This is a genomic window from Paenalcaligenes sp., assembly GCF_030152715.1.
Taxonomy (GTDB): domain Bacteria; phylum Pseudomonadota; class Gammaproteobacteria; order Burkholderiales; family Burkholderiaceae_B; genus Paenalcaligenes; species Paenalcaligenes hermetiae.
The window spans coordinates 1-23,353 of the sequence record NZ_JASLIX010000017.1 but is presented as its reverse complement, the minus strand read 5'-3'; the positions used below and the strand labels follow the sequence as shown (position 1 = coordinate 23,353).

Genomic DNA, 23,353 nt, shown 5'->3' with positions numbered 1-23,353 from the left:
TGCCACCCCAATTGTGTCACCGTATCTAATAATGCTGGCTGTAAAGCCAAGGTTGAAAACAACGTTTGTGCGGTCATGCCTGTTCCCAAAAAAATAATGCTTTCATTGTATCGCGCTCGCTACATTTCATAAGAACTAAATCTTTTTTGCTAAAGAAAACGCTACAATGTGAATTCTATTTTATTTTATGCTCACTTTGAGTCTAAATCATATGCGCGACTTCCTTGCTCGTAAAAACATTGAGTTCTCACTACGCCGCTATGGCATAGAAACCATGAACTACATGACCTTGGGTCTGTTTGGGTCATTAATTATTGGCTTAATTTTAAAAACCACGGGAAACTGGTTAGGCTGGGATTGGCTCGTTGATATTGGGGGTCTGGCGCAAGCTGGCTTGGGTGCTGCCATTGGGGTGGGCGTAGCCTATGGTTTACAAGCGCCCCCAATGGTCATTTTTAGCAGCGCCATGGTTGGCTCGCTTGCTATTAGTGTGGGCGGTGGGCCGGTAGGCGCTTTTGTCGCTGTCGCGCTTAGCAGTGAGCTCAGTAAACTTGTCCATAAAACCACGCCCATTGATATTATTGTCACTCCTGCTACCGCTCTGATCACAGGAATGCTAACAGCGCAGTGGGTAGCCCCCTATTTAGGCGAGCTGATGCGTGCTACAGGACAAACCATTGAATGGGCAATGACTTTACAGCCCTTTTTTATGAGTATAGTGATCGCTGTGATTATGGGTATGGTACTCACTGGCCCTACTTCCAGCGCTGCCGTGGCCATTTCTTTAGACCTTAGCGGGCTTGCGGCTGGTGCTGCCACCGTCGGCTGCTGTGCCCAAATGATCGGCTTTGCCGCCATGAGCTATAAAGAAAACGGCACCTCTGGTTTACTTGGTATAGGTCTAGGCACAAGCATGCTACAGCTTCCTAACATTATCCGTAACCCATGGATTTGGCTACCCCCAATTATGACGGCCGCACTCTTAGCCCCGATCGGCACACTGGTGTTTCAGATGAAAAACATACCCAGTGGCGCCGGCATGGGAACCAGCGGCCTTGTTGGCCAAGTGGGCACGCTCGCCGCTATGGGGCAAACAAGCGAGGTTTGGCTAGCTATCGCGCTGATGCATTTTATTTTACCCGCCTTGGTTTGTCTGAGCATCAGTTATGGCCTCAAACGCTGTGGAAAAATCCATCCTGGCGACTTAACACTGCAAGCCTAAGCATCGGTTGACGCCATTGCCATGTTAAAACTGGGGGCGAGAGCCCCCACGCACGGGCCATTGTTTAATCCGTCCCCGTTGAACCGAATGCAGCTCACATTGCACCAACATATTGATCCCTACACTACGGCTCAGGTAGTACTCCAACACCGCCCCGAGCAGATAAGCACTATCCCCCGCTAAAGCACGCTCATCTACAGTAATGCTTATCCTGACCCCTCTCCCATACACAATCGGCCCAGGTATAGCCAACCGCTGATGTATCACCTCTGTACGCACATCTTGAATCGCTTGCGACAATAAAGCAAAATGACTCGGCGCATGATGCGCATGTAACTGGAGCAAGCTGCGCAAATAAGCCACGCTTTGCTGTGCACTTAATGTCTCTAAGCCTATGTACTGTTGTTCTAGCTGCCCAATTAACCGCCAAGCGTATTCGCCTTGTGCTAATGCCGGCTGGGGAGCTGTTGGTGCACATAAAATGCGTATGCTGGTTACGGGAGCCGAAATGGTTTTTAAAACAAAATCCTGCTCACTACCATATGGCATTAACAAAGGAAGATCCCGATTACTACACCACACCATCGCCGCCAAGTGGCGTAGCTCAGGCGCAAAAGGCGCCTGCGACTGATCCACCAGTTGCAGATATACTTCGCTGCCTACATACCGGCTCCGTTCACCTTGTTGCTGGGAGCTGTGCGCAGATGGTAGGCGGTCTTGACGTTGAATACTAAAATAACGCCCCCCATTTCCTATATCACTTGCCCTATTTTGATAAAAAGGACGAAACACCTGCTCGCGCACCCCATCTTGAAGAGCATAAGCATGTAAATGCTCAATACTATAAACTTCAAAGTCCAAAGGGCGTGTTTTATCAACCACTAAATGATAACGATGCGCATCCGACTGCATCACGATACGATCGGCTTGGCGCCGCACTAAATTAATGGCCGGCGTGCAATGCAAAGCAAACTGCTCTGGTTGCAAGCGGCTTTCAATTTCTGGAGCCGCTTGCGCTAATAAAAAACTGATGCAAAATTGACGGGGCTGTTGCTCTCGTAGCAAAGGATCATCAAGGTTTGCCAGAGCGGGAGGTAAACGTAATGCCTGCGCCAACCCGTTCACACTAAAGAATAAAAACCGTTCAGGTAGCGCAAAATACTCCTGCAGCACACGGTGCCCCTGAAATTGACGCATCTCAACAGGCAGCAATGCTTGGTTTTCTTGAAAGCCCTCTTGCTGTAAAGCACTAGGCGCTAAGGCATGAGCCCAGCGCAGCGGCCGTTCGGTATCATGGCAGATAAGGCCCACCGTTTGGGTCATAATCCAAGCCAATAACGCCTGCATGGCGTGGCTTTGCCCATGCAAATACATCATTAATTGAGGCAAACGCAGCTCTTTAAGCAACACACCGCCTTGCAATGAAAAACGTAAGGTCAGCACACGTTGAATCGAGGTTACCGGGGCATCACGCCCATGCTTACTTTGTGCCCAAACCTGTTTTAGCCCGTCATCCAGCACACTTGTGTTAACCGCCTCCACGTGCAATGGCGTTAACTGCACATCTTGGGCCGTGGTAAATTCTGGTGCAGTCTGTTCGCCTTTAGGTACACGCCCACGTAAGACCGTACCACGCGGCACATTTACCCCTTTAGCTAAATTACCATGGGTAAAGCTAGGGGTGCATTGCACTACAGTCATAGAAGGCAAGGGTGCTGTGTAGCTAGGCGATAACACATCCAACAAACTCTGCGTCAGCTGCGGGTACTGTGCATCCATTTTCATTTGAATGCGCGCAGTTAAAAAACTAAAGCCCTCTAGTAGCCGCTCTACATATGGGTCAGCGACCTCTATGCCCTGCATCCCTAAACGGCCGGCAATTTTAGGATGTTGTTGCGCAAACTCTTGCCCCATCTCGCGCATAAAGGCGAGCTCATTATTATAATAATCTAAAAATGACGGTTTCACCCTACACCACCCTATCTGTATTTAACCCATATGGATTTGTTTGCCATCCACTTTCACGATTTCTTTGGCTGTCATTGACGTGAACTCTGCATGTAGGCGTAATGCTTGTTCGGCTTGCATATCCACTGTGCCCGCTCGACTTTTTTCTACCTCTTTGGTCACGCGCACACTTCGTCGACTCAAACTACGTAATCGATCACACGTTCGTTCATAGACCCGGGCAAACAGCTGCGTCCAACCTACATGAGCTGTAATTTTTTCCCCCACATACTGCAACTGCTCTACCTGCCAGTTGGCTTGCTGCGTGCGCATATCGAACTGCGGTGCCTGCACGGTCACCGCTCCGGCAAAGTCCATCACACTTTGTTGGGGCTGCGCCTGCTCAATCACAGCGAGTAAATAAACCCGCTGTGCATCCGGTCCACTGATTAAAACGGTATCCCCAAGTGCAGGCTGCAGCAAGCAACTGGCCGCCCGCGTGCAGATCCACGCTTTGCCATCACAGACAACGGTATACAGTGCTTTTTCTTTGCTTTCAATCACTTGAACCACACCGATCAAATGCACTGGATCATATAACGGGTAAAGCTGTGGTTGTGGCCTTAACATGTTTTTTCCTTTTTATTTAGAAAATGCGGACTCGTGATGCACCAACTCGAATTCAGGTAGGCGGTCCATTTCCTCAACCCGGATCTGGCTGGTTTCTAAATCGATTTCTGTCCGAATTAAAAGCTCTCGTGGATACGGGTTTGCCCACAGTTGTCCTTTAATAAACAGCGCAATCACATTATGGTGCGCTAAATCGGTTGCTGCACTTAAACAACGCACTATCAAGCCCTGAGGAAGTATACGTGGCTCAAACTGTAATATTGCGGTACGTACTGCCTGTTCTATCTCATCCCACTCCACATCTGAAACCCGTTTACCTGCCAATGCTGCCACCCCGTAATTCAAAGTGCTGCTTTGAACATGCGGGTAGGATTGCAAAGATTGCTGTGCCTCTAAACTAATGGTGTTCAATAGCCAACCTAAATCACGTAATACCGCTTGTTTTAACTGAGTTACATTTAATGCTACCGGCTGACCTTCCTGTTTTTCCGGTGCATTGTCTTCCAATCGATCCAATAATGCCGGCTGTAAACGCACGTTAGTCTGTCGGAACATCACTCACATCTCAATAACGTTAAAGGGCCGCTTTAAGCGGCCCCTCACTATGTCTAGGCTAAGCGCTTAACTTATTCTGTTTAATGTCGTAACCGACCACAGACTCTGCACCTTTGCCACCCTTATCGGTCTGCTCCCAGTACTGCTGCTTCACTTTAGCTGCTTGGAAAGCATAACTTACCTCTACCGCATCACCGTCCTGTACACCACGGTATTGCACAGAGGTCACTAATACATCCTCTAAAGTAATGCGGGTGTACTCCACCTGCTCTCCACCTGCTTTACAAACAGAGACTTCGATTTTGCCCAAGTGCTTGCCAGTCGCACAGTGCTTTAACACAGCAGGCGTCGCGCGATCAATCAACGCCACCACATGCAAGTCATTAAAACTGGCTTTACCGGTACCACCACCACCGCCCGCTGACATCGAGCCCGGCTGCGTCGCACCCCACGCAAACGACTGAATATCAACCCAGTCTTTGTGGTTGGCATCTTTAGATTCGCCATTGGCTCCTTCAATTTTCATGAACATATCAACTGCCACAGTACTTCTCCCTATAAACGTATAAGTACAATTAAAATGAATAGAGGTAGGACTACCTCGCTGCATACGGGCTTGAGATCATTACACCAATTTAGCTTTAACCTATGTCTCGTTCTGCTTTAACGAAGGCAGCTTTGAGACCAAACGCAATGACACCGTTAAGCCTTCTAACTGATAATGTGGTCGTAAAAAGAAGCGTGCGGCATAATAGCCTGGGTTATCTTCGATTTCTTGGACCTGAACCTCGGCAGCGGCCAGTGGCTTACGCGCTTTAGTTTCTTGGGATGAGTTCACCGGATCCCCGTCCACATAATTCATAATCCAATCATTAAGCCAACGCTCCATGTCATCACGCTCTTGAAAAGAGCCAACCTTGTCGCGCACAATGCATTTCAAATAATGCGCAAAGCGGCAGCAAGCAAAAAGATAAGGTAGGCGTGCTGCTAAACGTGCATTGGCAGTTGCATCGGCATCGTGGTACTCGGCCGGTTTTTGTAAAGACTGTGCTCCAATAAAAGCAGCAAAGTCTGAATTCTTTCTATGCACCAAGGGCATAAAACCATTTTTAGCTAATTCCGCCTCGCGCCGGTCACTGATGGCAATTTCCGTCGGACATTTCATATCTACCCCACCATCATCCGTGGGAAAAGTATGAGTAGGAAGATTCACGACCGCGCCACCGGACTCCACCCCACGTATAGATGTACACCAGCCATATTCTTTGAACGAGCGATTAATATTAGCGGCCATGGCATAGGCTGAATTCGCCCAGGTATATTTGCTGTGATCTTCCCCATCGGTGCTTTCTTCAAAGTCAAACGCATCCACGGGATTAGTACGCGCTCCGTAAGGCAGACGCGCTAAAAACCGTGGCATGGTCAGCCCAATGTAACGCGCGTCTTCAGATTCGCGTAAGCTACGCCAAGCGGCATACTCTGTATTCGTAAAAATCTTACTTAAATCACGAGGGTTCGCTAGCTCCTGCCAACTTTCCATCTGCATTACGGCTGGGTCTGCCCCGGTAATAAAAGGACAATGGGCTGCAGCACTAATCCGTGCCATTTCACCTAAAAGCTCTACATCGGGCGCACTATGATCAAAATGATAGTCACCGACAATGCAGCCAATTGGCTCGCCACCAAACTGACCATACTCAGACTCATATACCTGCTTAAAAATAGGACTTTGATCCCACGCTACCCCTTTGTAACGCTTTAAGGTCCGACCTAATTCACGCTTACTAATACACATAAAACGAATTTTGAGTTGTTCATCCGTTTCCGTGTTATTAATCAGATAATGCAAACCGCGCCAAGCCCCTTCTAGCTGCTGAAACTGCTCGTGATGCAAAATGGTATTTATTTGCTCGGTGAGTTTTTGGTCAATTTCAGTAATAATGGCCTGAATCGTGGCATAAGCATCACTAGCATGGTGCACTGTCTGGCTTAATGCTTGTTGGGCTAACGTTTGAACAGCCGCTTCTACGGCACTGCGCGCCTGATCCGTTTTGGGCTTGAATTCTTTTTGTAATAACTGACTGAGCTCATCGGTTGCTACTGTAGTAGCGGCGGGGGTTTGACTAAGCTGTTGTTCCAACATAACTGCCTCTCCTAGGGTTGCACGCTTGACGCGTTATGCCCATCATCATCCTCGGTAGAATTCGCATCGCCAGTCGTCGGCAATGCTTGAGCAGCTAAACTATTTAATAAAGCTGGATTAGCTAAGACTTGCTCAATAAGCGCTTCCGCACCTGTTTTACCGTCCATATAGGTCAATAGGTTCGCTAACTGCGTTCGAGCCTCCAGCAGCGCACGCAATGGTTCGATTTTCTTTGCTAGCTGAGCTGGCTCAAAGTCCTCCATGCTCTCAAAAGTCAAATCCACTTGAAGCTGTCCCTCTCCTTGCAGCGTATTCGGTACCTGAAAAGCCACCCGGGGGGAGACAGCCTTGACGCGCTCATCAAAGTTATCAATATCGATATCCATGAATTTTCTTTCCGCCACGGCTGGCTGCTCAACATGCGACTTACCTGCTAAATCGGCCATCACAGCCATCACAAAAGGCAATTGAATGGTACGCTCTGCACCATAAACCTCAACGTCATATTCAATTTGCACGCGAGGAGCGCGATTACGCGCAATAAATTTCTGGCCGCTACTCATTGGTTGACTCCTTGTTAATCCTAAAGCTGGCTTAGTTCCACTTATTCAGACTCTTTAGGCATCCACGCCTCAAACTGCTCTGCACTGGCCGGCATCAGGTTTTGTAAAATTTCAGGAAAGCGCATAGGAATAGTTTGCTGCACTCGCCGTAACAAAAAGGGGGCGGGGTGACTAGGCTCATGCATTTCAAAATAACTACAGATTTTTTCAATAGCTTCTAGAGCTTGCTCACGGCTTTGTATAACTACGTCTTGCCAGGCTTGTACTTTTTCTTCTGGCGGAGTTGTCACCGTCGGCGCAGAAAAAATCACCTGCTCTTGCACATCGGATACGTCCTCGTTTGGTGATTCCTGCTTCACCAAAGCAAACTGAGTTAACGTTTTAAAACTGCTTTGTACCGCACTAAAATCGGGCACCCACTCTTGACCTAAATGCTGCTGCACACAATCTTGTATCGCTATCAGCTGCTGCTCTATGTGCAAAAGCTGACTCATACCCGAGTGCGGGTCACTCTGCATCTGACGCAGCAACTCTTGAAGTCGTAATTTGCCACCAGCGAACAACTCGGCTTTTGTACCTTCTAGTACATGTTCAGCATCGCGCAGGCTCAACTCACCATGGGGTGTACTTAATAAAACACTCGCTCGAACGGCTTTGAGTATTCCTTCTGCGTCCACAAAAGCCCCCAACGCGTTCATCCGAAGAAAAGGATCAAACTCCCCTTCTTCCTCTAGACGTGGATGCACAGTGTGCCAATGTTGCTGCAAAAGCTCATGCAAAAGCGTTAACCCCTGGGCATAAGCCACCAAACCATAACGCTCCACATGGGCCCAGACATACAGCAACAACACCCGTAAATCCGCCGTTTGCGCCAATAGGATTTCAGCTTGTTTTAAGACATGCCCCCATTCAGGCGCTTGAGCCTCGATGATGGTGTCACCAAACTGCTGCTCCGGCTTTTCAATAGCGCTCTGTTGCAAAGCCAAAAACTGTGGATCATACTCAAGGTTCTCTCCCCCTTGATTCTGCTGCCACATTTGCAGGAGCGCCTCTTTGTCATAAATAGTCATTTCAGTATTGTAAAAGCCCAATATTAAATTTATATTTCATTGATTTATATAAATAAAATAAAAATCAAACGCTAAAATTTATGTCTTATTGTTACAGATTGACCCGCTTCGATTTCTATGGTCGCTTGATAAGGTGTTAAATCCCCGTTGCGTATTTGCAAACGATGCTTACCCGCTTTCAGTTTGAGTTCTTTTAATGGCGGGCTTGCTCCTTGCCGGCGACCGTTCACATACACATCCCCCCATGGCAGTACTGCGATACGTAAGGTTCCCGTGGCTCCCGTGGCGGCAGGCTTAGGCGATGATGCCGGTGCCGGCGCAGCCAGTTTTGGCTCAGCAGGCGGGCTTGCCACCAGCTCCAGCGCTAATGCTTTAGATACCGGATCCAGAGTCGGACCTAAGACTTCCAGCTCTTCAATTAACACCTTCTGTTCAGGCCATATCTCTGCGTTCTCAATTGAATCCACATCTTCAGAAATAAGCGTCTTTGAAGAAGGCTCCTGCCATTCCTTTTCCGCTGCGACCTGTTGATGAAATGGCTCGTCCATTGATGCTAGCGGCGTCTCTATAACTGGAGCAGGTTTCTGCCATAGCCCATAAGCCCACGCCCCCACCCCTACCGCCCCAAGAAAAAATAAGGCATACAGCGTCCGCCTCTGCCAAGTTGTAGAAACAGCACCTACAATCGGTGCAGGTGGCGTCGGTGCAGGTGGCGTCGGTGCAGGTGGCGTCGGTGCCGGCTGCGTGACAGGCAAAGCAGCCACTGCCGCCGGCTCTTCTAGGAGCACAGTAGACGCTGCCACTGACGGTGATAAAGTCTGACCTAAGTAAAGTAAAAACTCTTCAATAGACGCTAAGCGCATTGCAGGATCCTGCTCGGTTGCCAAGTCAATCGCACGCAATAACCGCGGCTCAATCCCTTCTACCTCCATGTCATACAGTGCGGGTAAGGGCTCCAACCAACGTGCGCTCGCAATGGGTGGCAAACGTTTTAACAGCAAACTGCGCAATAACATACCAAGCCCGTATACGTCGACAGCGGGGCCTATGGGCCATGACGGCTCTTGTGCCATCAACTCGAACGCCAACCAAGGCGAATCAATGGCGGGGGTTTGCTCTAACAAATACCAGTTACCTTGCTCATCGATATAACAATGCTCAGGATCCCATTGCGCATAAAGCTGCCCCTGTTGGTGGCGTTGGTGCAAAGCTGTGCCAAGACAAAGCGCCCATTGTGTTAAATGCGACGCCGCTACCGGCTGCTGCCAAATCGTACTTTGTACAAGAGGCACAGCATCCGATGGCGCCTGATGAAAAAAATACACTTGTGCTGTCACGAGCGCACCCCAAATAAACGTTGAAATAATAATGGGGTTAAGCGCCCCCCATGAACCACAGCCCGATGTGCAGCTCCAGTAGCCTGATTCGTCCACCAATAGCTATGCATCGTCTGCGGATGAAAACAATCTACTAGCTCTGGCCAAGCCAAAGGATCTTCTTCCAGCTGCATTAAAGGTGGACGCTCATGACCGGCATTTAATATCGATAAAATCGCCCCATCGCTCTCTCCATTGACTAAAGGCTGGTGCAGCATCGCTGTCATACAGGGTGCGAGCTCTACCAAAAACGCATCAAATTGCGGTACTGAATAACGCTGCTGAATGGCTTGATAAGCCAAACGTCCCATCTGCTGAAAGTAGCGTGCTGCGCCCTGTAAGAGTGTTTTTTGATAGCACTGAGTAGGAATCTGTAAAGTAATCACTAAGGGATAAATACGACCTACCCGATCCAGACTAGGAGCCAAGCACCCCATCTGCATAAAAGCTCCCCCCTCGAGCAATGAGGCGGGTAAAACAAAATTCCACACAGGCGCCGTTGGGTAACAATGCGCCTCATTCACCGCTTGTTTATAAGGCAATAAACTTTGTTCTATCCATTGATGCCAAAACTGAATACGCCCACTATCTATGCGTCGATGCACAAAATCCCCGGCTGCGGGCAGCTTGCCATACCAGCCTAGCTGCTGATACAGCCCATCAAGGTCTAATGACTCCATAGATCATCCTTTTTCTGGACAACGAAATGCCTTAAGCTCAGGCAAAACAAATGGGCTACGCGCAGAATAAGCACGCCATTCGAGACTCACTGTTCTTCCCCCTAAATCAAAAGTAGCAATCATGGTTTCTGGCGAGCGCCCTTGGCGTACCGATTGCGCTTGGTCCAGTAGGCGGTGCAACGCCCACGGCCCCTGAGCACTAATACCTGAGCGCCCTTCCTGAGGCATCACACTTAACATCACCTGATGGCTACCTCGCTCACCGGGCCATTGCACAGTAGTGGCTACCTGTGGCCCATGCGCGTAATGGATACTTTGTCCATCCACATCTAAATTGAGCTGACGAATACGAGCGTCCATGTCTACCACTCGCACTGCCACTTGAAATGATGGTTGTGCTTGCCCTGCTGCAAAAAACACATCTCGAATCACAGCTGCCTGCTCAAAAGCACGTAAATAGCGCGTGGCATTACCTTGACGACCATCCATGCCCGGCTTAAAGCGTAATCGTTGTCCAGACCGATCCACCAAAGCCGCTAATTCATTATTAAAAAACTGCTCCATCATTTGCCCTGGACCAAAAAAACGGGCGAAATCATTCGGTGCAGCATCTAATTGACTCTTCGTAAATGGATAACGTCCTGCTAAAGTGCGTCGACAATAGTTCCCCAACACGGCATTCACATCCTCACCTACTTGCTGCTGCCGCACTTGTTTAACCGCTCCTGCCGCATCCTGTGCCATATGCGTTAGCATCTGCCCTACCGTATCCGGCATACGTCCCGCTTCTGCTTGCAACTTGCTTAGCACCTCACTGGGCGGCAATGGGCTTTGGCTGCGCAAGGCGGAATCCGCTGCCGTTAAGTAGGTATATAACTCGTTAAGTAATGCTAAAGTACCTTGAATGGGCGCGGGTGCTCCGGCATTTACAGGCTGAGCTAACTCGTGATAGCGTACAAAATGTCGATCAACCATTTGCTCTAAGCGCTCTGGTGTCGCATCAATACGCACCGCCCCTTCTAAACCTATGGGCCCAAACATTTGCTCTAAGTTTTGAGTGGAACTGGTTACACGCTCTTTAGCTCGGTCTAATATTGAACGCTGGTATTGCTGATCCTCTCGCAACAAAGTAGTTTCATAGGCCACGTTTTGCACAAAACGCTGTAGCGGTGAATTAGAAGCAGAAACACTGCGTACCAGCTCAATCGCATCGATTAAATGCTTAGGGGTACGGATGCGCACGTCCTCTAAAAATGTATCCCACCGCTGCACATAATCCGCAAAATATAAGCGTTTAACTTCGGTTATCACGGTAGCGCGCGGTTGCTGCTGCCGCTGGTTAACGGCTAACACCCAAGCATCATCAGCATGAAGCTGATTAGCAACGTCCTCCACGCGTTTAGCAAATACATTCCAATAGCCGTTATAAGAAAAAAGCCCAGGGATTCCTTCGTTGAGTGCAGCATCACTTTGGCGTTCAAACACCGTGGTCGCTTCTGCCCCCGCCAAAGACACCAAGCTGCTCTCTTTTAATTCTGAAGACGCATATAAACGTAATAAGCGACTATAAATGCGCTCGGCCAAGCCAAACTGATCAAGCTGCGCACGACGCTCCGCGACCAAGGCTTCATTTTGTGCAAATGGCGAATGCAACACCTGTGGCGCTAACAAATGCTCTAAATGCATCCCCAAACGCTCATATTGCGCGCGGGTATAATCCGCGGGCAATTGCGGTTGCAACAAACGCAACACCCATTGCTTGAGGAACACCGCATCATAGCGCTGCGCATCATAGATCATTAAATAGGCTCGTAATGCCTCATACGTTTGCTCTATGTCCTGCACAGAGGCTTTCTGCAATCCAGACTCAATCAAACGCGCTACTTGTGGCCAGAGTTGCTGGCTTAACACACGCTCATACACCGCCTGATTAGCACTTTGAATTTTGTTACCTTGATATAAGCCAGCCGCGTAGGCCAAAGGGCGTTGTGGTGGATAAAAACCATCACCCGCCGCTATCTCCCAATTTGCATTCAAATATGGCATTAAGCCCAACACATCGGTGCCTTTTTCAATCCGTGTTTGTTGAGCAAGCTCTTCTACTTGAGGAATACGCTGTGCTACTTGGGCCAAGTAGTGCTGATTATTCTGATAACTCACCCACCACCACCCAAATAACCCAAACAATACCGCCGCGCTTAAGCCATAAGCCACCCACTGTAATCGTCGGTATTGCTGCTCCCATTTCATATTTAAGCCTGCTAGCGCCGACTCTTTAAAAACCACCTCTTTCAAAAAACGATGTAAGAAATAGCTTTTTCCTTCTGCTGCTACGTCGGCAGAAGCTGTGGAGGAGCGCAAGCTCAACGCCGAAGACAAGGCTTGACCGACAGGATCAAATGGCTCACCGCCTTGCGTACCGCTTGTAAAATACACACCTCGTGGTTGCAAACCTGGCGCCAAACGTGAGCTAATAAATACCTCACTTAAAAAATAGCCTAAAGTATCTTTAATGGCGGCAAACTGCTGTGGGAGCAAAAAAGCCTCTGCCCGTTGCGCTGGATCCTGCGGTACAGCTAATACATCTGGCAAAGCTTGCTCTAAGCGTTGCTGTAATAAATCGAACTCTTGCTGATAATGGGGCAACAAGTCAAAATCAGGCCGTTGGCTTTGCTCATAAGCAAAACTAAACCCCCAAACTTGCTCTAAGCTAGCACGATCGGCTTGGGCAAAATAAGCCTCAAAACCACTAAGTAAATCCATTTTGGTAATCAGCACGTATACCGGAAAATGGATGCCTAGCTGCTGCTGTAATTCGTGTAAGCGCTGCCGTAAAACCGCTGCATGCTGTAAACGGTCGGTATCATTCGCTCCAAGTAAGTCCGCTAAACTAATGGTTAAAATAATGCCATTTAATGGCTGCCGCTTACGATACCGCAGCAACAAATGTAAAAAACCCTGCCACTCTTTTTCATCCCCAGTAGGATCGCTTTCATGTGTGGTATAACGCCCAGCAGTATCCAGTAACACCGCTTCATCCGTAAACCACCAATCACAATTACGTGTCCCACCCACCCCTTTTAACGCGGTTTTACCAAAGGTATCTGCTAGCGGAAAAGTGAGCCCTGCATTGACTAAAGCCGTGGTTTTACCAGAGCCCGGCGCCCCGATAAACATATACCAAGGCAACTGATATAAATAATGCGGTAAAAACCGCTCTAACCACTTGATTTTGCCCTGTCCAGTAAAACGTACTTTACGTAGACGCTCCAGGGCTTCATCAAAACGCTGCTGCAAAACCAACACCTCTGCCTGTTCGGTTGGCGACGCTACAGCTTCTTTACGACTCGGTTTACGCAGTTGCTTTAATAACTGCGCATTTAAACGTCCCTCACGCCATTTACGCCATACCCAACGTAATAAGTAACCTCCTAAAATTAAGGAAATTAATGACAACCGCGCGACTGAACTTTCTAAGGGATACCATTGGTTAATAGCCAACGCAGGGCCCGCCACCCATATCACATAACATAACGCCAGCAGCCCTAACAGCACCCAAAGCGTGCGACTCCTTATTAAACCAAATAGCCGCATCATCATGGCGCTTCTCCTACAGACTGATTGGTGCTGGGGATCAGCAGCATAATTTCGACACGACGATTTCTAGCCCGATTTTCTGCTGTGGTATTCGGAACCAAAGGGTTCGCCTCACCCTTGCCTTCGGCTCGTACACGCGCAGAATCTATAAGCCGCTGGTTCAATAAATTTTTTACGGCATCCGCTCGTGCTTGCGATAGCTCCCAATTAGAAGGAAAACGCAGTGTTCTAATGGGGACATTGTCACTGTACCCCGTCACCAAAATGACCCCTTGTGTACTATTTAAAGCATCGGCAACTCGGCTTAACACTGGCACATAAGCATTGCGCACACGGTCCGAACCAGATTCAAATAAGCCATCCCCACGCAACACCACCACGCTCCGGTCTGCCTCATCTCGAACCGTTAACAAGTCCTCTCTGATCTCTGCCTCTAAATAATGCGCCAAGCGTGCTGGCGCAGCAGGCAAAGAAGCAGGAGCTTGTTGCTCACTTATGGCCATGGTGGGCGTAGCCAATGCCACAATTTTTTGAAATAGAGGATTAGAGCGATCACTTAATGACCAGCTAAACCCAATATAAATAGCCAGTGCTACCGCGCCAGCCAATGCCGCCGCAGCCCAAAGTGGAACAGGAAGACGCTGTATTTTTTTCAGTACCGGTTTATCTTGCCAATGAGGAGAGAGTGGCTCTAAATACGCAGGCGTTACACTTTTTAGACTCAACAGTAATCGCTGCTTAATGGTTTGTAACTGCGCTCTACCGTTATCAACCACACGATAACGTCCCTCAAACCCTAAGGCCAAACAGTAATACAACAAAAGCAATAGCTCTTTATACGCAGCGGGGTTCTGACTCAATTTAGCTAACAGATGAAAAAACTTCTCCCCACCCCAGGTTTCATTATGAAAAGTCACAAGCAAACTATTTGTGGACCACGCGCCCCCACTGCCCCACGGACTAAGCGCCGCCGCTTCATCCAACACAGTACACAAACAATAACGTGCGCCTAAAATCACCTCGTTGCTCATCCCAGCCTGTTGCGCTCGCAGCTCAAACTGGCGGATTTCATCAATAAGGCGCAAGCGCAACTGCATAGGATTCGGGTGACTTTCACTTTGCTGTATTTGAGTTAATAGCAATAACAAAGGGTTCGCCGCTTGCAGCAATGGGCTTGCTGTAATATCTTGCATCACATCACCTACACGGTTGGGACTCGAATGGCCCAGCAAGTTAAATCCAGACCTGGAAACTCACCTGCCAAATGCAACGCCAATGCCCCTTTATGTTGAAGCTGCTGCCACATTTCCCCTTGTTGCTCTAGCGCAAAATATACATAACCAGCATGGACGGGAAGCTCTCTCGGCACATGGCTTAAACTTCGTAATATCACCCCTGGTAATTGCAAATGCACCAAATCCCGAATCCTATCCACAGGACCCAGCTTAGCCTGAGCGGGAAAATGCTGTCGCACTTGCTCTTCGGGCAAATCAGCCCGTACAGCAATCACAAATCGTGCACTTTGCCATAGATGAGTATCAGTGACCTGCCCCACTCGCACTCCATGCCCTTTATCAACCAGCTCAATACGAATCGCCATTTGATCCAACATTTGGTTCAACGCAACCCGCAGAGACTGCATGAGCGGTTCAAAACTTTGACGCAAATCCTGATGCACATAGGTGGGACATGCAAGCGGCTGTTTACTGGGTTGGTGAAACGTGCTTAATCCGCCCAACAACTCCAACAATAATAAATACAGTGCCTCAGGGTGATGATGAGGCAGCTGTAACACCCCCCATAAACGATTTTTATACGTATTTAAGCTATGCAACGCTAACAGCTCTGACATATCGCCCGCATGCAGTTGGCTTAGGTGTTGAAGACGTTGAGCTAACAGCTCACTACGCGCACTGACTAGGCTATATACCTCTTTAATGTGGGCGTTCAAGCGTGTTGACACTGTATGATGGAGACAAGGCACAATAAATGACTCATCCAGATGCACCGCCGTCTGTGTGTTTTTTTCTTTAATCACAGCTATCGGCAGCACCACCCAATCGCCATCCACTTGATCTTCTAACAATAGTTGCCAGCGCAGTCTACCTTGCTGCACTAAGGCCGGCTCATTATGAGGATCGCAGCGATCCAATACTTCCGTTTCTACCACTTGATAACGTGCCGCGCTATGGGCTTGCTCCTCAAAGCAGACCTCCACATCTTGGGCGCGCAACTTAGGCAAAGCAAGAAACACCTGTTGCGCATAAGTGTTATCCGGCACCACAAGGGCTTTAGGAGCTTGTTGTGCATCCATGCTAAATACCGTGCCATCTGGCAAAACGCCCGCTGCCTGTTGGATTTGGATATGACCAAAAGCCAAGGCGTCCTCATCCAGACGTAACTGCGTAAACCCCCAATAATGGTGAGCTAAGCTACACTGCTGGCGCATTGCTTGCGTGGTGAAATACTGATCTAAATATTGAAAATGCTGAGGGCGTAAAAACATGCCCTCGGTCCAGATAATCTTTGCCATGGGTACCACTTCAAAATGCGCTAAAAAGAAGAATCTAATTGCAAGCCCTGTCGAGTTAACACCACACGTACTTCTGCTTGCTTAGGAGAGAACTGCCAAAATTTATAAATATTGGTTTTTTTTGCTTCAGGCAAAGGCATAACTAAACGCCATTGACTCTGGTTTAAATCTCTATAACCTGCAACAACGCCTACATAACGGGCATTTACATCGCCACTAGAAGAAACCCATTGTTTTTGCTCTGGCTCCACCACAACCGCCTCATGCCCCAAAAGCTGATCGCCTAACACCTGTTGTGGCTGCTGCACCAAACCAAAATAATCGGCCGCCTCAAATCGATCAGCAGCTCGCAATTGAAAGACGGTAATCTGCAGCGGAGCTGCCTGATTTTGTTGTGTTAAGTTTTGATCGGCGGTGCCTACCAGCTGAATAGCATAAGGAATCGCTAGCTGGTTTTCGGTCGCCGCACATCCACTTAAGCAATACGCGCTAGCACTTAAAAAAAGCGCCAAAACATAACGCCGGCTTTTTGCAGTATTTTTCACTTCAAAGACCACCCTACATTTATCGCAATTTTTATTTAAACCAATAAAATAATTTTAATTGCGCTACAAATTGTGGTCATTATCAATTGGGTTTGTTACGCCAATATGACGAATACATAAAATTAAAACCCGTCACATTAGTTACATCTTGTTTCCAAAACCCATGAGAAAAATAAAAAAATCAATGACTTAATTAATATATGTAATGAAATAATTTTGTCATAAATAATAGATAAGGTAAGGCATTCTTTCAATCCATCTATTTTTATTATTCATGAAAATGACTTTTATTAAAAACTTGTTTTTATTCACATCTTGGCGCCGTATATTTATCGTTTTTACAGCAAGCGTATTAGCTGCCTGCGCACAAACGCCTTCATCCAACACGCCATACCCCGATCCCAAAGAGCAAGAAACCTTAACGCATATTGAACAGCTTTACCTAGAGGGTGAATACCAAAACTTATTAACCCAGCTACAAGAAGAGCCTCTGATGCAATCCGGCTCTTTGCACTTCAAAACGGAAGCAAGAAAATACCAAGCTTTTAGCTACTGCACACTAGGCGACAAACCCGCCTGCCGCCAGCAATTTCAAGACTTACTCGAAGAAAACCCCGGTTATTTATTAAGTAAAGCAGAAAACACTCACCCTGTATGGGGGCCAATTTTTGCCACAGAAAGCAAAAAAATACGCTCCTCTCGGGTGTGGATCAAGCAGGAGTAAAACATGAAATTTCAGCTCAAGAATCCAGCAACTCAAACAGAAAAAACTTTTACATCACAAGGAGTTCTGATCGGCAGTCATGCCTTAAATGACTGGGTGTTAATCGACGACCCTACTCTTGCGCCTTTTTGTGTAGCCATCCGTCCTCAGGCTCAACAGGGCTATGAGGTTATCTGTCTCAGCACACAAACACCGGTGCAAGTGAATCAGCAAAATTTAGCTTTTAAGCAACGTGCTCACTGGACACCAGTGTGTACTTTACAAATTGGCGACTGGCATATCAGGCAGCTGCCTGAAGAAACACCACAACAAACGGCGATACCAAACGTACCATCCCCTGTCATATCAGATACACCAGAACAGGCGGCACCCACTGGTTCCACTCTTACGCCCCCTGTTCTTGATGACCCGTTTGCAGACCTTTTAAATAGTCCTGGGGTGGTACCAGTTGGTGCAATGGATTTGGATAGCACACATCCATTTGATGCGGAGCGGGCTACCCAGCGTAATAGCGCAAACCCATTGGAGCAACTTCAACCAAACCAACTTAACGCCCCTCATGACCCACTAAGTGGGCTATTAAAATAAAAAACGAACTCGTCTTGAGCCGCACAGACCTTGATCTCTGCGGCCACGGCCTGATCCAAGGTGGCCTGCAATAGATACTGGCTCAATTTGGGCATAATATATTGGTTCAACGCGGCCTCGATCATTCTGCCGCCTGACTCACCATGACGACAACGCGCCAATAATAGCTGTAACGCCGCCTCAGATAGGTGCAATTGTGCTTGATAGTGTGTGTATACACGTTGTGCTAAACGCTGCCACTGCAAGCGGGCAATACGCGCCAGGCGCTCTACGTCTAACGGCAAATAAGGAATTACCGTCATGCGCCCTAATAAAGCTGGCGGAAACACGTCAAGTAAAGCTGGGCGTAAAACAGACTCCAATTGTTCAAGATCCGCAGACATGTGCTGTTCGCACCAATCTGCTATCTCATCCGTGCCAACATTCGAGGTAAGCAAAATCAATGTGTTTCTAAAATCCACACGCCGCCCTTCCCCATCCTCCATCCAGCCCTTATCAAAAACCTGAAAAAACAATTCATGCACATCGGGATGCGCTTTTTCAATTTCATCGAGTAAAACCACACTATAAGGCTTACGCCGTACAGCCTCAGTTAAGCGCCCGCCCTCACCATAGCCCACATAGCCGGGTGGTGCACCTTTTAACGCGGATACAGTATGCGCTTCTTGGAACTCACTCATGTTGATGGTGATGACATTATGCTCGCCCCCATACAATGCATCCGCTAACGCCAACGCGGTTTCTGTTTTGCCTACACCGCTAGGGCCACAAAGCAAAAACACCCCCGCTGGTTTGTGTGGATCTAAAATACGGGCGCGTGCGCTTTGAATACGCTGTGCGATTTGTGTTAAAGCATGATCTTGACCCAACACCCGCTGCGCCAAACGAGGCGCTAATTGCAAGACATCATCCAACTCATTTTTAACCATACGGCCAACAGGAATACCGGTCCAGTCAGCCACCACAGCAGCTACTATCGCTGTATCCACCATCGCATACACCAAAGGCTGCTCCCCCTGCAGAGCAAAAAGCTGATCCCGCAGCACAAAAAGCCGTTCTTGTAGATCAAAACCCGCCCCTGTTTCAAGATCATCACATAACTGCCGTTGCGTCTGCACAATCTCTTGAGTTAGTGCGCGCTCCTGTTGCCAACGCTTTTCCCAGATTACCAATTGCTCTGCTGCCTGCTCTAGCTCCTCTTTTAACTGTGTGCCCATCTGGGCATCGCTTAAGCCAAGTCGTTTTTCTTTTTGATAAAGCGCATACTCTAAATGTAAGCGATCCAGTTCCCGTTGTGCCCGCTCCACGGGAGCAGGAAGGGTATGCTGACTAATTGCCACCCGAGCTGCCGCCGTGTCCAATAAAGCTACGGCTTTATCCGGCAGCTGACATGCTGGGATATAGCGTTGCGACAGTTGTACTGCACTACGTATGGCCTCATCTAAAATTAATACCTGATGATGTTCACTTAAATGATTTGCTATGCCTTGCAACATTTCTCGTGCTTGCTCTGCCGTCGGCTCCTCAACGGTGACTACCTGAAAGCGACGCGTTAAAGCAGGGTCTTTTTCAATGTATTTTTTATATTCACTCCAAGTTGTCGCCCCAATCGTACGCAGTTGGCCACGCGCTAAAGCAGGTTTTAATAAGTTTGCGGCATCACCCGTACCTTCTGTGCCCCCCGCTCCAATCAAAGTATGAATTTCATCAATAAATAAAATAATAGGTACCGGGCTTTGTTCTACACTTTCTAAAAGCTGAACCAAACGCTTTTCAAACTCTCCTTTAACACCAGCCCCTGCTTGCAACAGCCCCATATCTAACAAGTACAGCTCTACTCCTTGCAAAGCCGGCGGTACTTCTTTATGAACCAATCGCTGTGCTAAGCCTTCTACAATCGCCGTTTTCCCCACCCCTGCCTCGCCAGCTAATAAGGGATTATTCTGCCGGCGACGCAATAAAATATCGATCATCTGTCGAATTTCATCGTCACGCCCTAAAACCGGATCCAGTGCTCCTTCACGCGCTTTTTGTGTTAAATTCTGCGCATATTGCTCTAACACCGAACCCGTAGCGGTCGCTTCCGCGCTGTGCTCCCGATTTGATTCCTGCTCAGCGGATAGCTCCTGCCACTGATTTGCTGTTTGTAATACAGTCTCTAGCGAAACCCGAGCAAACTGGGAGGACATCTGCCTTAGCACTTGTTTCAGACTCGCGTGTTGCAATGTTGCGATCAATAAATCCCCACTACGAATCTGCGCTCGCTGGCATTGCAATGAGGCATATAACCAGGCGCTCTGTACCACCTCATCAATATGATGTGACAAATCTGAAATCGCCCCCGCCCCTTTAGGTAGTCGATCTAAGGCGCGCAAAATATCTTGCTCCAATGCTACCTCATCGACTTCGGCCTGCTGCAAAAGCACTTGCCAATCAGACTGCGTCGTGTTGATAAGCTGATAAACCCAATGCACTAATTCCACATAAGGGTGCCCACGCAGCTTACAAAATGCCGTCGCCCCCTCTAATGCCTGATAACTTAAGGGATTAAGCCGAGCAAACAGTTCGGCACGATTAAATTCCGACATAAAACATCTCGTCTTTACATTAAGGGGCTAATACCAGCACTTTAGGTTGACTTGGCACCACACGCATGCCCACGGTATTGATTGAATTCTGGGTATTGATCGAGGTTAAGCGCGTTGTTGGTGCAAAACGATTCAAAAAGGTAAAAGCGCCTGTTCTAGGCATAGATGGCCCCATTACCGTATGCGAAATCACCCCTGTCGCGATCCCCAAATTATCACCATTTGTGATCGGAGTGATGGTCATCAAATTATGAACTGGAGCAAAGCAGTGCAAAATATTAAAACAAACAGGTATTGCTGTTGGCCCTAAGGCTAAATCAGGATAAGGAACCGGTGTCAGGGCCGGTGGGGTTAAACACACATCAGGAAAACCAATGTCCAACCCCATCATTTGCGTATTACTAAACATGAATACTCCTAACGATACGCTTGCGTCCACAGCTCGGCTTCATACAAAGCCGAGTCACAGGCCAACACACGAGGGTGCTTTTTTAACCCTACATCCTCTGTGATCGCAGCATGAAAACGCGTGCGCGCAAACTGCGCAGCAGAAAAATCCGCCCCCAGCACACTCGCGTAAGAAAAATCCGCGGCATCTAAGTCGGCACGCACAAAGCGACTCTTTGCCACATCCGCATGGTGAAAAACCGCTTGTGTTAAGCACGCCTCTTGCCAGCAAACCCGTTGCGCCTGACTATGCACCCATAATGAGTGAGCCAAATCAGCCTGAGTAAACTGGGCTTGTTCCAATTGTGCATAAGGAAATAATGCGTATTTAGCTTGTGCCTGTGCAAAAGAGCTGCAGCGCAAATCACAGCCCTTAAAACTACACTGTGTCACATCCGCCCCATCAAGCTGTATGTTCTGCATTGCACAATCAATAAATTGACAGCAAGGCAACTGCATATGGCGCCAATCCATACCCGATAAATCCGATTCCATAAAAACGGTTTTATCAAAGGAGCAACCTTGGAACTGCAGTGTTTTTATTTCCACCTGATAAAAAGTAAATTGATGAAAATGCGTCTCAATCCACTCTGTGGCTTCACTTGTGATCGCCATATAAGTAGCGAACTCAACGATCACCTGCTCTTTTTGTACCTGAGAAAAATGATCCTCTTTAAAGCAGGCATGGCTCAAATCACAGTTTTGCCATCTCACCTGTGTAAATATATTTTTTTGCGACGTCAGCGTCTGCAATGTGCAATCAAGAAAACGACAAGCTGTAAAATGCGTCTCATTCCATATCGCCCCTTGCCAATCACAACGCTCAAAAATCACGTGCTCAAAAGAACAAGCCTGAACATCACACTCGGAAAAATCCACTTCTACAAAGTGGCAATTGCTAAAGCGCACCTCATCAAAGCTCATTGCAGCAAGATCCGCTTGGGTTAAATGCAACCCCTCTAATACCACTTGCGTCGCACTATCCCCTATCTGACCCAAACGAATCAACGTCTCTTTATTCATGTTGGTATTCCTGACGTTGGGGGTAAATGTTGATCTCTTTACTATAAGCCCCATGCAATACCGTACTATCATCCAAATGCGCCAGGCTTGCATCTACTCTGAACAAGTTCGCTTCTTTGAAATTCGCAAAACGCATATCAGCGGCTTTAAAACACGCTTCGATTAAACTGGCTTGGTGGAAATTCGCTTGGTGTAAATGGGCGTGGGTAAAATTTGCCTTGTGTGCATCACAACGATAAAAAACCGCTTCACTTAAATCGCAATGCGTAAAATCACACATTTCTAACCGACTCAAAGAAAAGTCCGCCTGCGCGAAGTTCATTTCCCTAAAAAAACATTGGTAAGCGTCGCACGCCAACATGGCAAATCGCTGTACCTGATTTTGATAGTGCAGTGCCGAATTATTCATCGCGCACGCGCTAAAAATTAGCGCTTCTATACGATTCATAAAAAAGCCACAGCTATCAAACTCACACCCTTCAAACATAAAATCCAAAAATTCACACTGCTGCCAAGTGACTTTTTTAAACTGCACATTCAGCCATTTGCTGTGCTGAAACTGACTCCGATCACACATCACACTTTGCATGGTGCCGCCTTGGATTACACAAGAGCTAAAATCCAGCTCCTCGATAAACAGCTGTTGGAAATCGCAATCCATAAAATAACTCTGAGCAAGTTGTATGCCCTCTAGTTCTACATTTTCAAAGGTACACTCGACAAAATAGGCTTGCTCACATTGCCCTTGCGCTAAATTGGTCTTAATAAAGCGACAATGCTCAAAACGCGCATGACTCAAATTCGCCCGCGTTAATACCGCCTCATCAAATACACAATGAGAAAAATGAGCATGCGATAAATCCGTGCCCTCAAGCCAAGCTTGAGAACAATCCGCCTCTGTTAAGCTCAAGCCGCTTAACCTCATCCCAGAAAAATCCACATGCGCGATGCCCTCCTGCTGCGCTATTTTCTGTAAAAACCGCTTTTTTGCCTGTTCATTTTCTGTGTCACTTAACGGATACACGGGAGACTGATTTTGTGCACTCACTAAGTACATCTGTTGACGTAACGTCTCTAGGCGCTCCATCTGCCCTAAGAAATCAGCATCAACAGGCTCGGCCA

General features: G+C 47.9%; 20 protein-coding genes. 3 read left to right on the top strand and 17 right to left on the bottom strand.

What is annotated here, in order from left to right; genetic code table 11:
- Positions 1 to 196 precede the first annotated feature (196 nt).
- Entirely contained in the window at positions 197 to 1,222 is a 1,026-nt protein-coding gene (locus Q1V74_RS01060) for a PTS transporter subunit IIC (RefSeq protein ID WP_300646672.1), read from the top strand.
- A gap of 24 nt (positions 1,223 to 1,246) precedes the next feature.
- Here Q1V74_RS01060 and tssF read toward each other — a convergent pair whose 3' ends face one another.
- The 13 genes from tssF to tssJ form a co-directional block, all read right to left on the bottom strand.
- Complete coding sequence (gene tssF, locus Q1V74_RS01055; protein WP_300646671.1) at positions 1,247 to 3,190, bottom strand: type VI secretion system baseplate subunit TssF; 1,944 nt, start codon at positions 3,188 to 3,190, stop codon at positions 1,247 to 1,249.
- A 21-nt stretch (positions 3,191 to 3,211) separates the two neighbouring features.
- Positions 3,212 to 3,799 carry a DUF3540 domain-containing protein gene (locus Q1V74_RS01050; RefSeq protein ID WP_300646670.1) on the bottom strand — a complete coding sequence of 196 codons (588 nt, stop codon included), beginning with the start codon at positions 3,797 to 3,799 and terminating at the stop codon, positions 3,212 to 3,214.
- 12 nt (positions 3,800 to 3,811) lie between these two features.
- A complete protein-coding gene (tssE, locus tag Q1V74_RS01045; protein WP_300646668.1) occupies positions 3,812 to 4,354 on the bottom strand; it encodes a type VI secretion system baseplate subunit TssE in 543 nt (180 codons plus the stop codon).
- A gap of 58 nt (positions 4,355 to 4,412) precedes the next feature.
- Positions 4,413 to 4,898: a type VI secretion system tube protein Hcp gene (locus Q1V74_RS01040; protein ID WP_260649703.1), complete on the bottom strand. Its 486-nt coding sequence runs from the start codon at positions 4,896 to 4,898 to the stop codon at positions 4,413 to 4,415.
- Between the two features lie 102 nt (positions 4,899 to 5,000).
- The gene (gene tssC / locus Q1V74_RS01035) at positions 5,001 to 6,497 is read right to left on the bottom strand and encodes a type VI secretion system contractile sheath large subunit (protein ID WP_260649702.1); all 1,497 of its coding nucleotides are present in this window, start codon (positions 6,495 to 6,497) and stop codon (positions 5,001 to 5,003) included.
- Between the two features lie 11 nt (positions 6,498 to 6,508).
- Positions 6,509 to 7,060: a type VI secretion system contractile sheath small subunit gene (tssB, locus tag Q1V74_RS01030; protein ID WP_300646666.1), complete on the bottom strand. Its 552-nt coding sequence runs from the start codon at positions 7,058 to 7,060 to the stop codon at positions 6,509 to 6,511.
- A gap of 41 nt (positions 7,061 to 7,101) precedes the next feature.
- Positions 7,102 to 8,130: a type VI secretion system protein TssA gene (tssA, locus tag Q1V74_RS01025; RefSeq protein ID WP_300646665.1), complete on the bottom strand. Its 1,029-nt coding sequence runs from the start codon at positions 8,128 to 8,130 to the stop codon at positions 7,102 to 7,104.
- Between the two features lie 71 nt (positions 8,131 to 8,201).
- On the bottom strand, positions 8,202 to 9,467 hold the full coding sequence (locus tag Q1V74_RS01020) for a PEGA domain-containing protein (protein ID WP_300646663.1): 1,266 nt from the start codon (positions 9,465 to 9,467) through the stop codon (positions 8,202 to 8,204).
- The gene (tagF, locus tag Q1V74_RS01015) at positions 9,464 to 10,186 is read right to left on the bottom strand and encodes a type VI secretion system-associated protein TagF (RefSeq protein WP_300646662.1); all 723 of its coding nucleotides are present in this window, start codon (positions 10,184 to 10,186) and stop codon (positions 9,464 to 9,466) included. Before tagF ends, Q1V74_RS01020 begins: the two co-directional genes overlap by 4 nt.
- A 3-nt stretch (positions 10,187 to 10,189) precedes the next feature.
- Positions 10,190 to 13,786 (bottom strand): type VI secretion system membrane subunit TssM, encoded by a 3,597-nt coding sequence (tssM, locus tag Q1V74_RS01010; RefSeq protein ID WP_300646661.1) that lies wholly within the window; start codon positions 13,784 to 13,786, stop codon positions 10,190 to 10,192.
- A complete protein-coding gene (locus Q1V74_RS01005) occupies positions 13,783 to 14,976 on the bottom strand; it encodes a DotU family type VI secretion system protein (protein WP_300646659.1) in 1,194 nt (397 codons plus the stop codon). Before Q1V74_RS01005 ends, tssM begins: the two co-directional genes overlap by 4 nt.
- A gap of 8 nt (positions 14,977 to 14,984) precedes the next feature.
- Positions 14,985 to 16,316 carry a type VI secretion system baseplate subunit TssK gene (gene tssK, locus Q1V74_RS01000; RefSeq protein WP_300646658.1) on the bottom strand — a complete coding sequence of 444 codons (1,332 nt, stop codon included), beginning with the start codon at positions 16,314 to 16,316 and terminating at the stop codon, positions 14,985 to 14,987.
- 20 nt (positions 16,317 to 16,336) lie between these two features.
- Positions 16,337 to 16,861: a type VI secretion system lipoprotein TssJ gene (gene tssJ, locus Q1V74_RS00995; protein ID WP_300646656.1), complete on the bottom strand. Its 525-nt coding sequence runs from the start codon at positions 16,859 to 16,861 to the stop codon at positions 16,337 to 16,339.
- Positions 16,862 to 17,135: 274 nt separating this feature from the next.
- Here tssJ and Q1V74_RS00990 point away from each other — a divergent pair, with 274 nt between their 5' ends.
- Together Q1V74_RS00990 and Q1V74_RS00985 are read left to right on the top strand one after the other, a co-directional pair.
- Entirely contained in the window at positions 17,136 to 17,585 is a 450-nt protein-coding gene (locus tag Q1V74_RS00990) for a TssQ family T6SS-associated lipoprotein (protein ID WP_300646655.1), read from the top strand.
- A gap of 3 nt (positions 17,586 to 17,588) precedes the next feature.
- On the top strand, positions 17,589 to 18,173 hold the full coding sequence (locus Q1V74_RS00985) for a hypothetical protein (RefSeq protein WP_300646653.1): 585 nt from the start codon (positions 17,589 to 17,591) through the stop codon (positions 18,171 to 18,173).
- Here the strand turns inward: Q1V74_RS00985 and tssH are convergent.
- The 4 genes from tssH to Q1V74_RS00965 all read right to left on the bottom strand — a co-directional run.
- Positions 18,143 to 20,761, bottom strand: coding sequence for a type VI secretion system ATPase TssH (gene tssH, locus Q1V74_RS00980; protein WP_300646652.1), 2,619 nt, complete (start codon positions 20,759 to 20,761; stop codon positions 18,143 to 18,145). The two genes, Q1V74_RS00985 and tssH, sit on opposite strands and share 31 nt — an antisense overlap.
- Before the next feature lie 19 nt (positions 20,762 to 20,780).
- A complete protein-coding gene (locus tag Q1V74_RS00975; protein WP_260649690.1) occupies positions 20,781 to 21,170 on the bottom strand; it encodes a DUF4150 domain-containing protein in 390 nt (129 codons plus the stop codon).
- A gap of 8 nt (positions 21,171 to 21,178) precedes the next feature.
- Positions 21,179 to 22,231, bottom strand: coding sequence for a pentapeptide repeat-containing protein (locus tag Q1V74_RS00970; protein WP_300646650.1), 1,053 nt, complete (start codon positions 22,229 to 22,231; stop codon positions 21,179 to 21,181).
- On the bottom strand, positions 22,224 to 23,353 hold a 1,130-nt coding region (locus Q1V74_RS00965; RefSeq protein WP_300646648.1), incomplete at its 5' end, for a pentapeptide repeat-containing protein. The genes Q1V74_RS00970 and Q1V74_RS00965, both read right to left, overlap by 8 nt.

Excerpts from the sequence above, each read along its gene's own strand:
- tssB (WP_300646666.1), bottom strand. The coding sequence starts at position 7,060 with ATGAGTAGCGGCCAGAAATTTATTGCGCGTAATCGCGCTCCTCGCGTG.
- tssC (WP_260649702.1), bottom strand. The coding sequence starts at position 6,497 with ATGTTGGAACAACAGCTTAGTCAAACCCCCGCCGCTACTACAGTAGCA.
- tagF (WP_300646662.1), bottom strand. The coding sequence starts at position 10,186 with ATGGAGTCATTAGACCTTGATGGGCTGTATCAGCAGCTAGGCTGGTAT.
- Q1V74_RS01005 (WP_300646659.1), bottom strand. The coding sequence starts at position 14,976 with ATGCAAGATATTACAGCAAGCCCATTGCTGCAAGCGGCGAACCCTTTG.
- tssK (WP_300646658.1), bottom strand. The coding sequence starts at position 16,316 with ATGGCAAAGATTATCTGGACCGAGGGCATGTTTTTACGCCCTCAGCAT.
- Q1V74_RS00975 (WP_260649690.1), bottom strand. The coding sequence starts at position 21,170 with ATGTTTAGTAATACGCAAATGATGGGGTTGGACATTGGTTTTCCTGAT.
- tssM (WP_300646661.1), bottom strand. The coding sequence starts at position 13,786 with ATGATGATGCGGCTATTTGGTTTAATAAGGAGTCGCACGCTTTGGGTG.
- Q1V74_RS01050 (WP_300646670.1), bottom strand. The coding sequence starts at position 3,799 with ATGTTAAGGCCACAACCACAGCTTTACCCGTTATATGATCCAGTGCAT.
- tssA (WP_300646665.1), bottom strand. The coding sequence starts at position 8,130 with ATGACTATTTATGACAAAGAGGCGCTCCTGCAAATGTGGCAGCAGAAT.
- Q1V74_RS00985 (WP_300646653.1), top strand. The coding sequence starts at position 17,589 with ATGAAATTTCAGCTCAAGAATCCAGCAACTCAAACAGAAAAAACTTTT.
- tssH (WP_300646652.1), bottom strand. The coding sequence starts at position 20,761 with ATGTCGGAATTTAATCGTGCCGAACTGTTTGCTCGGCTTAATCCCTTA.
- tssE (WP_300646668.1), bottom strand. The coding sequence starts at position 4,354 with ATGTTCCGACAGACTAACGTGCGTTTACAGCCGGCATTATTGGATCGA.
- Q1V74_RS00990 (WP_300646655.1), top strand. The coding sequence starts at position 17,136 with ATGAAAATGACTTTTATTAAAAACTTGTTTTTATTCACATCTTGGCGC.
- Q1V74_RS00970 (WP_300646650.1), bottom strand. The coding sequence starts at position 22,231 with ATGAATAAAGAGACGTTGATTCGTTTGGGTCAGATAGGGGATAGTGCG.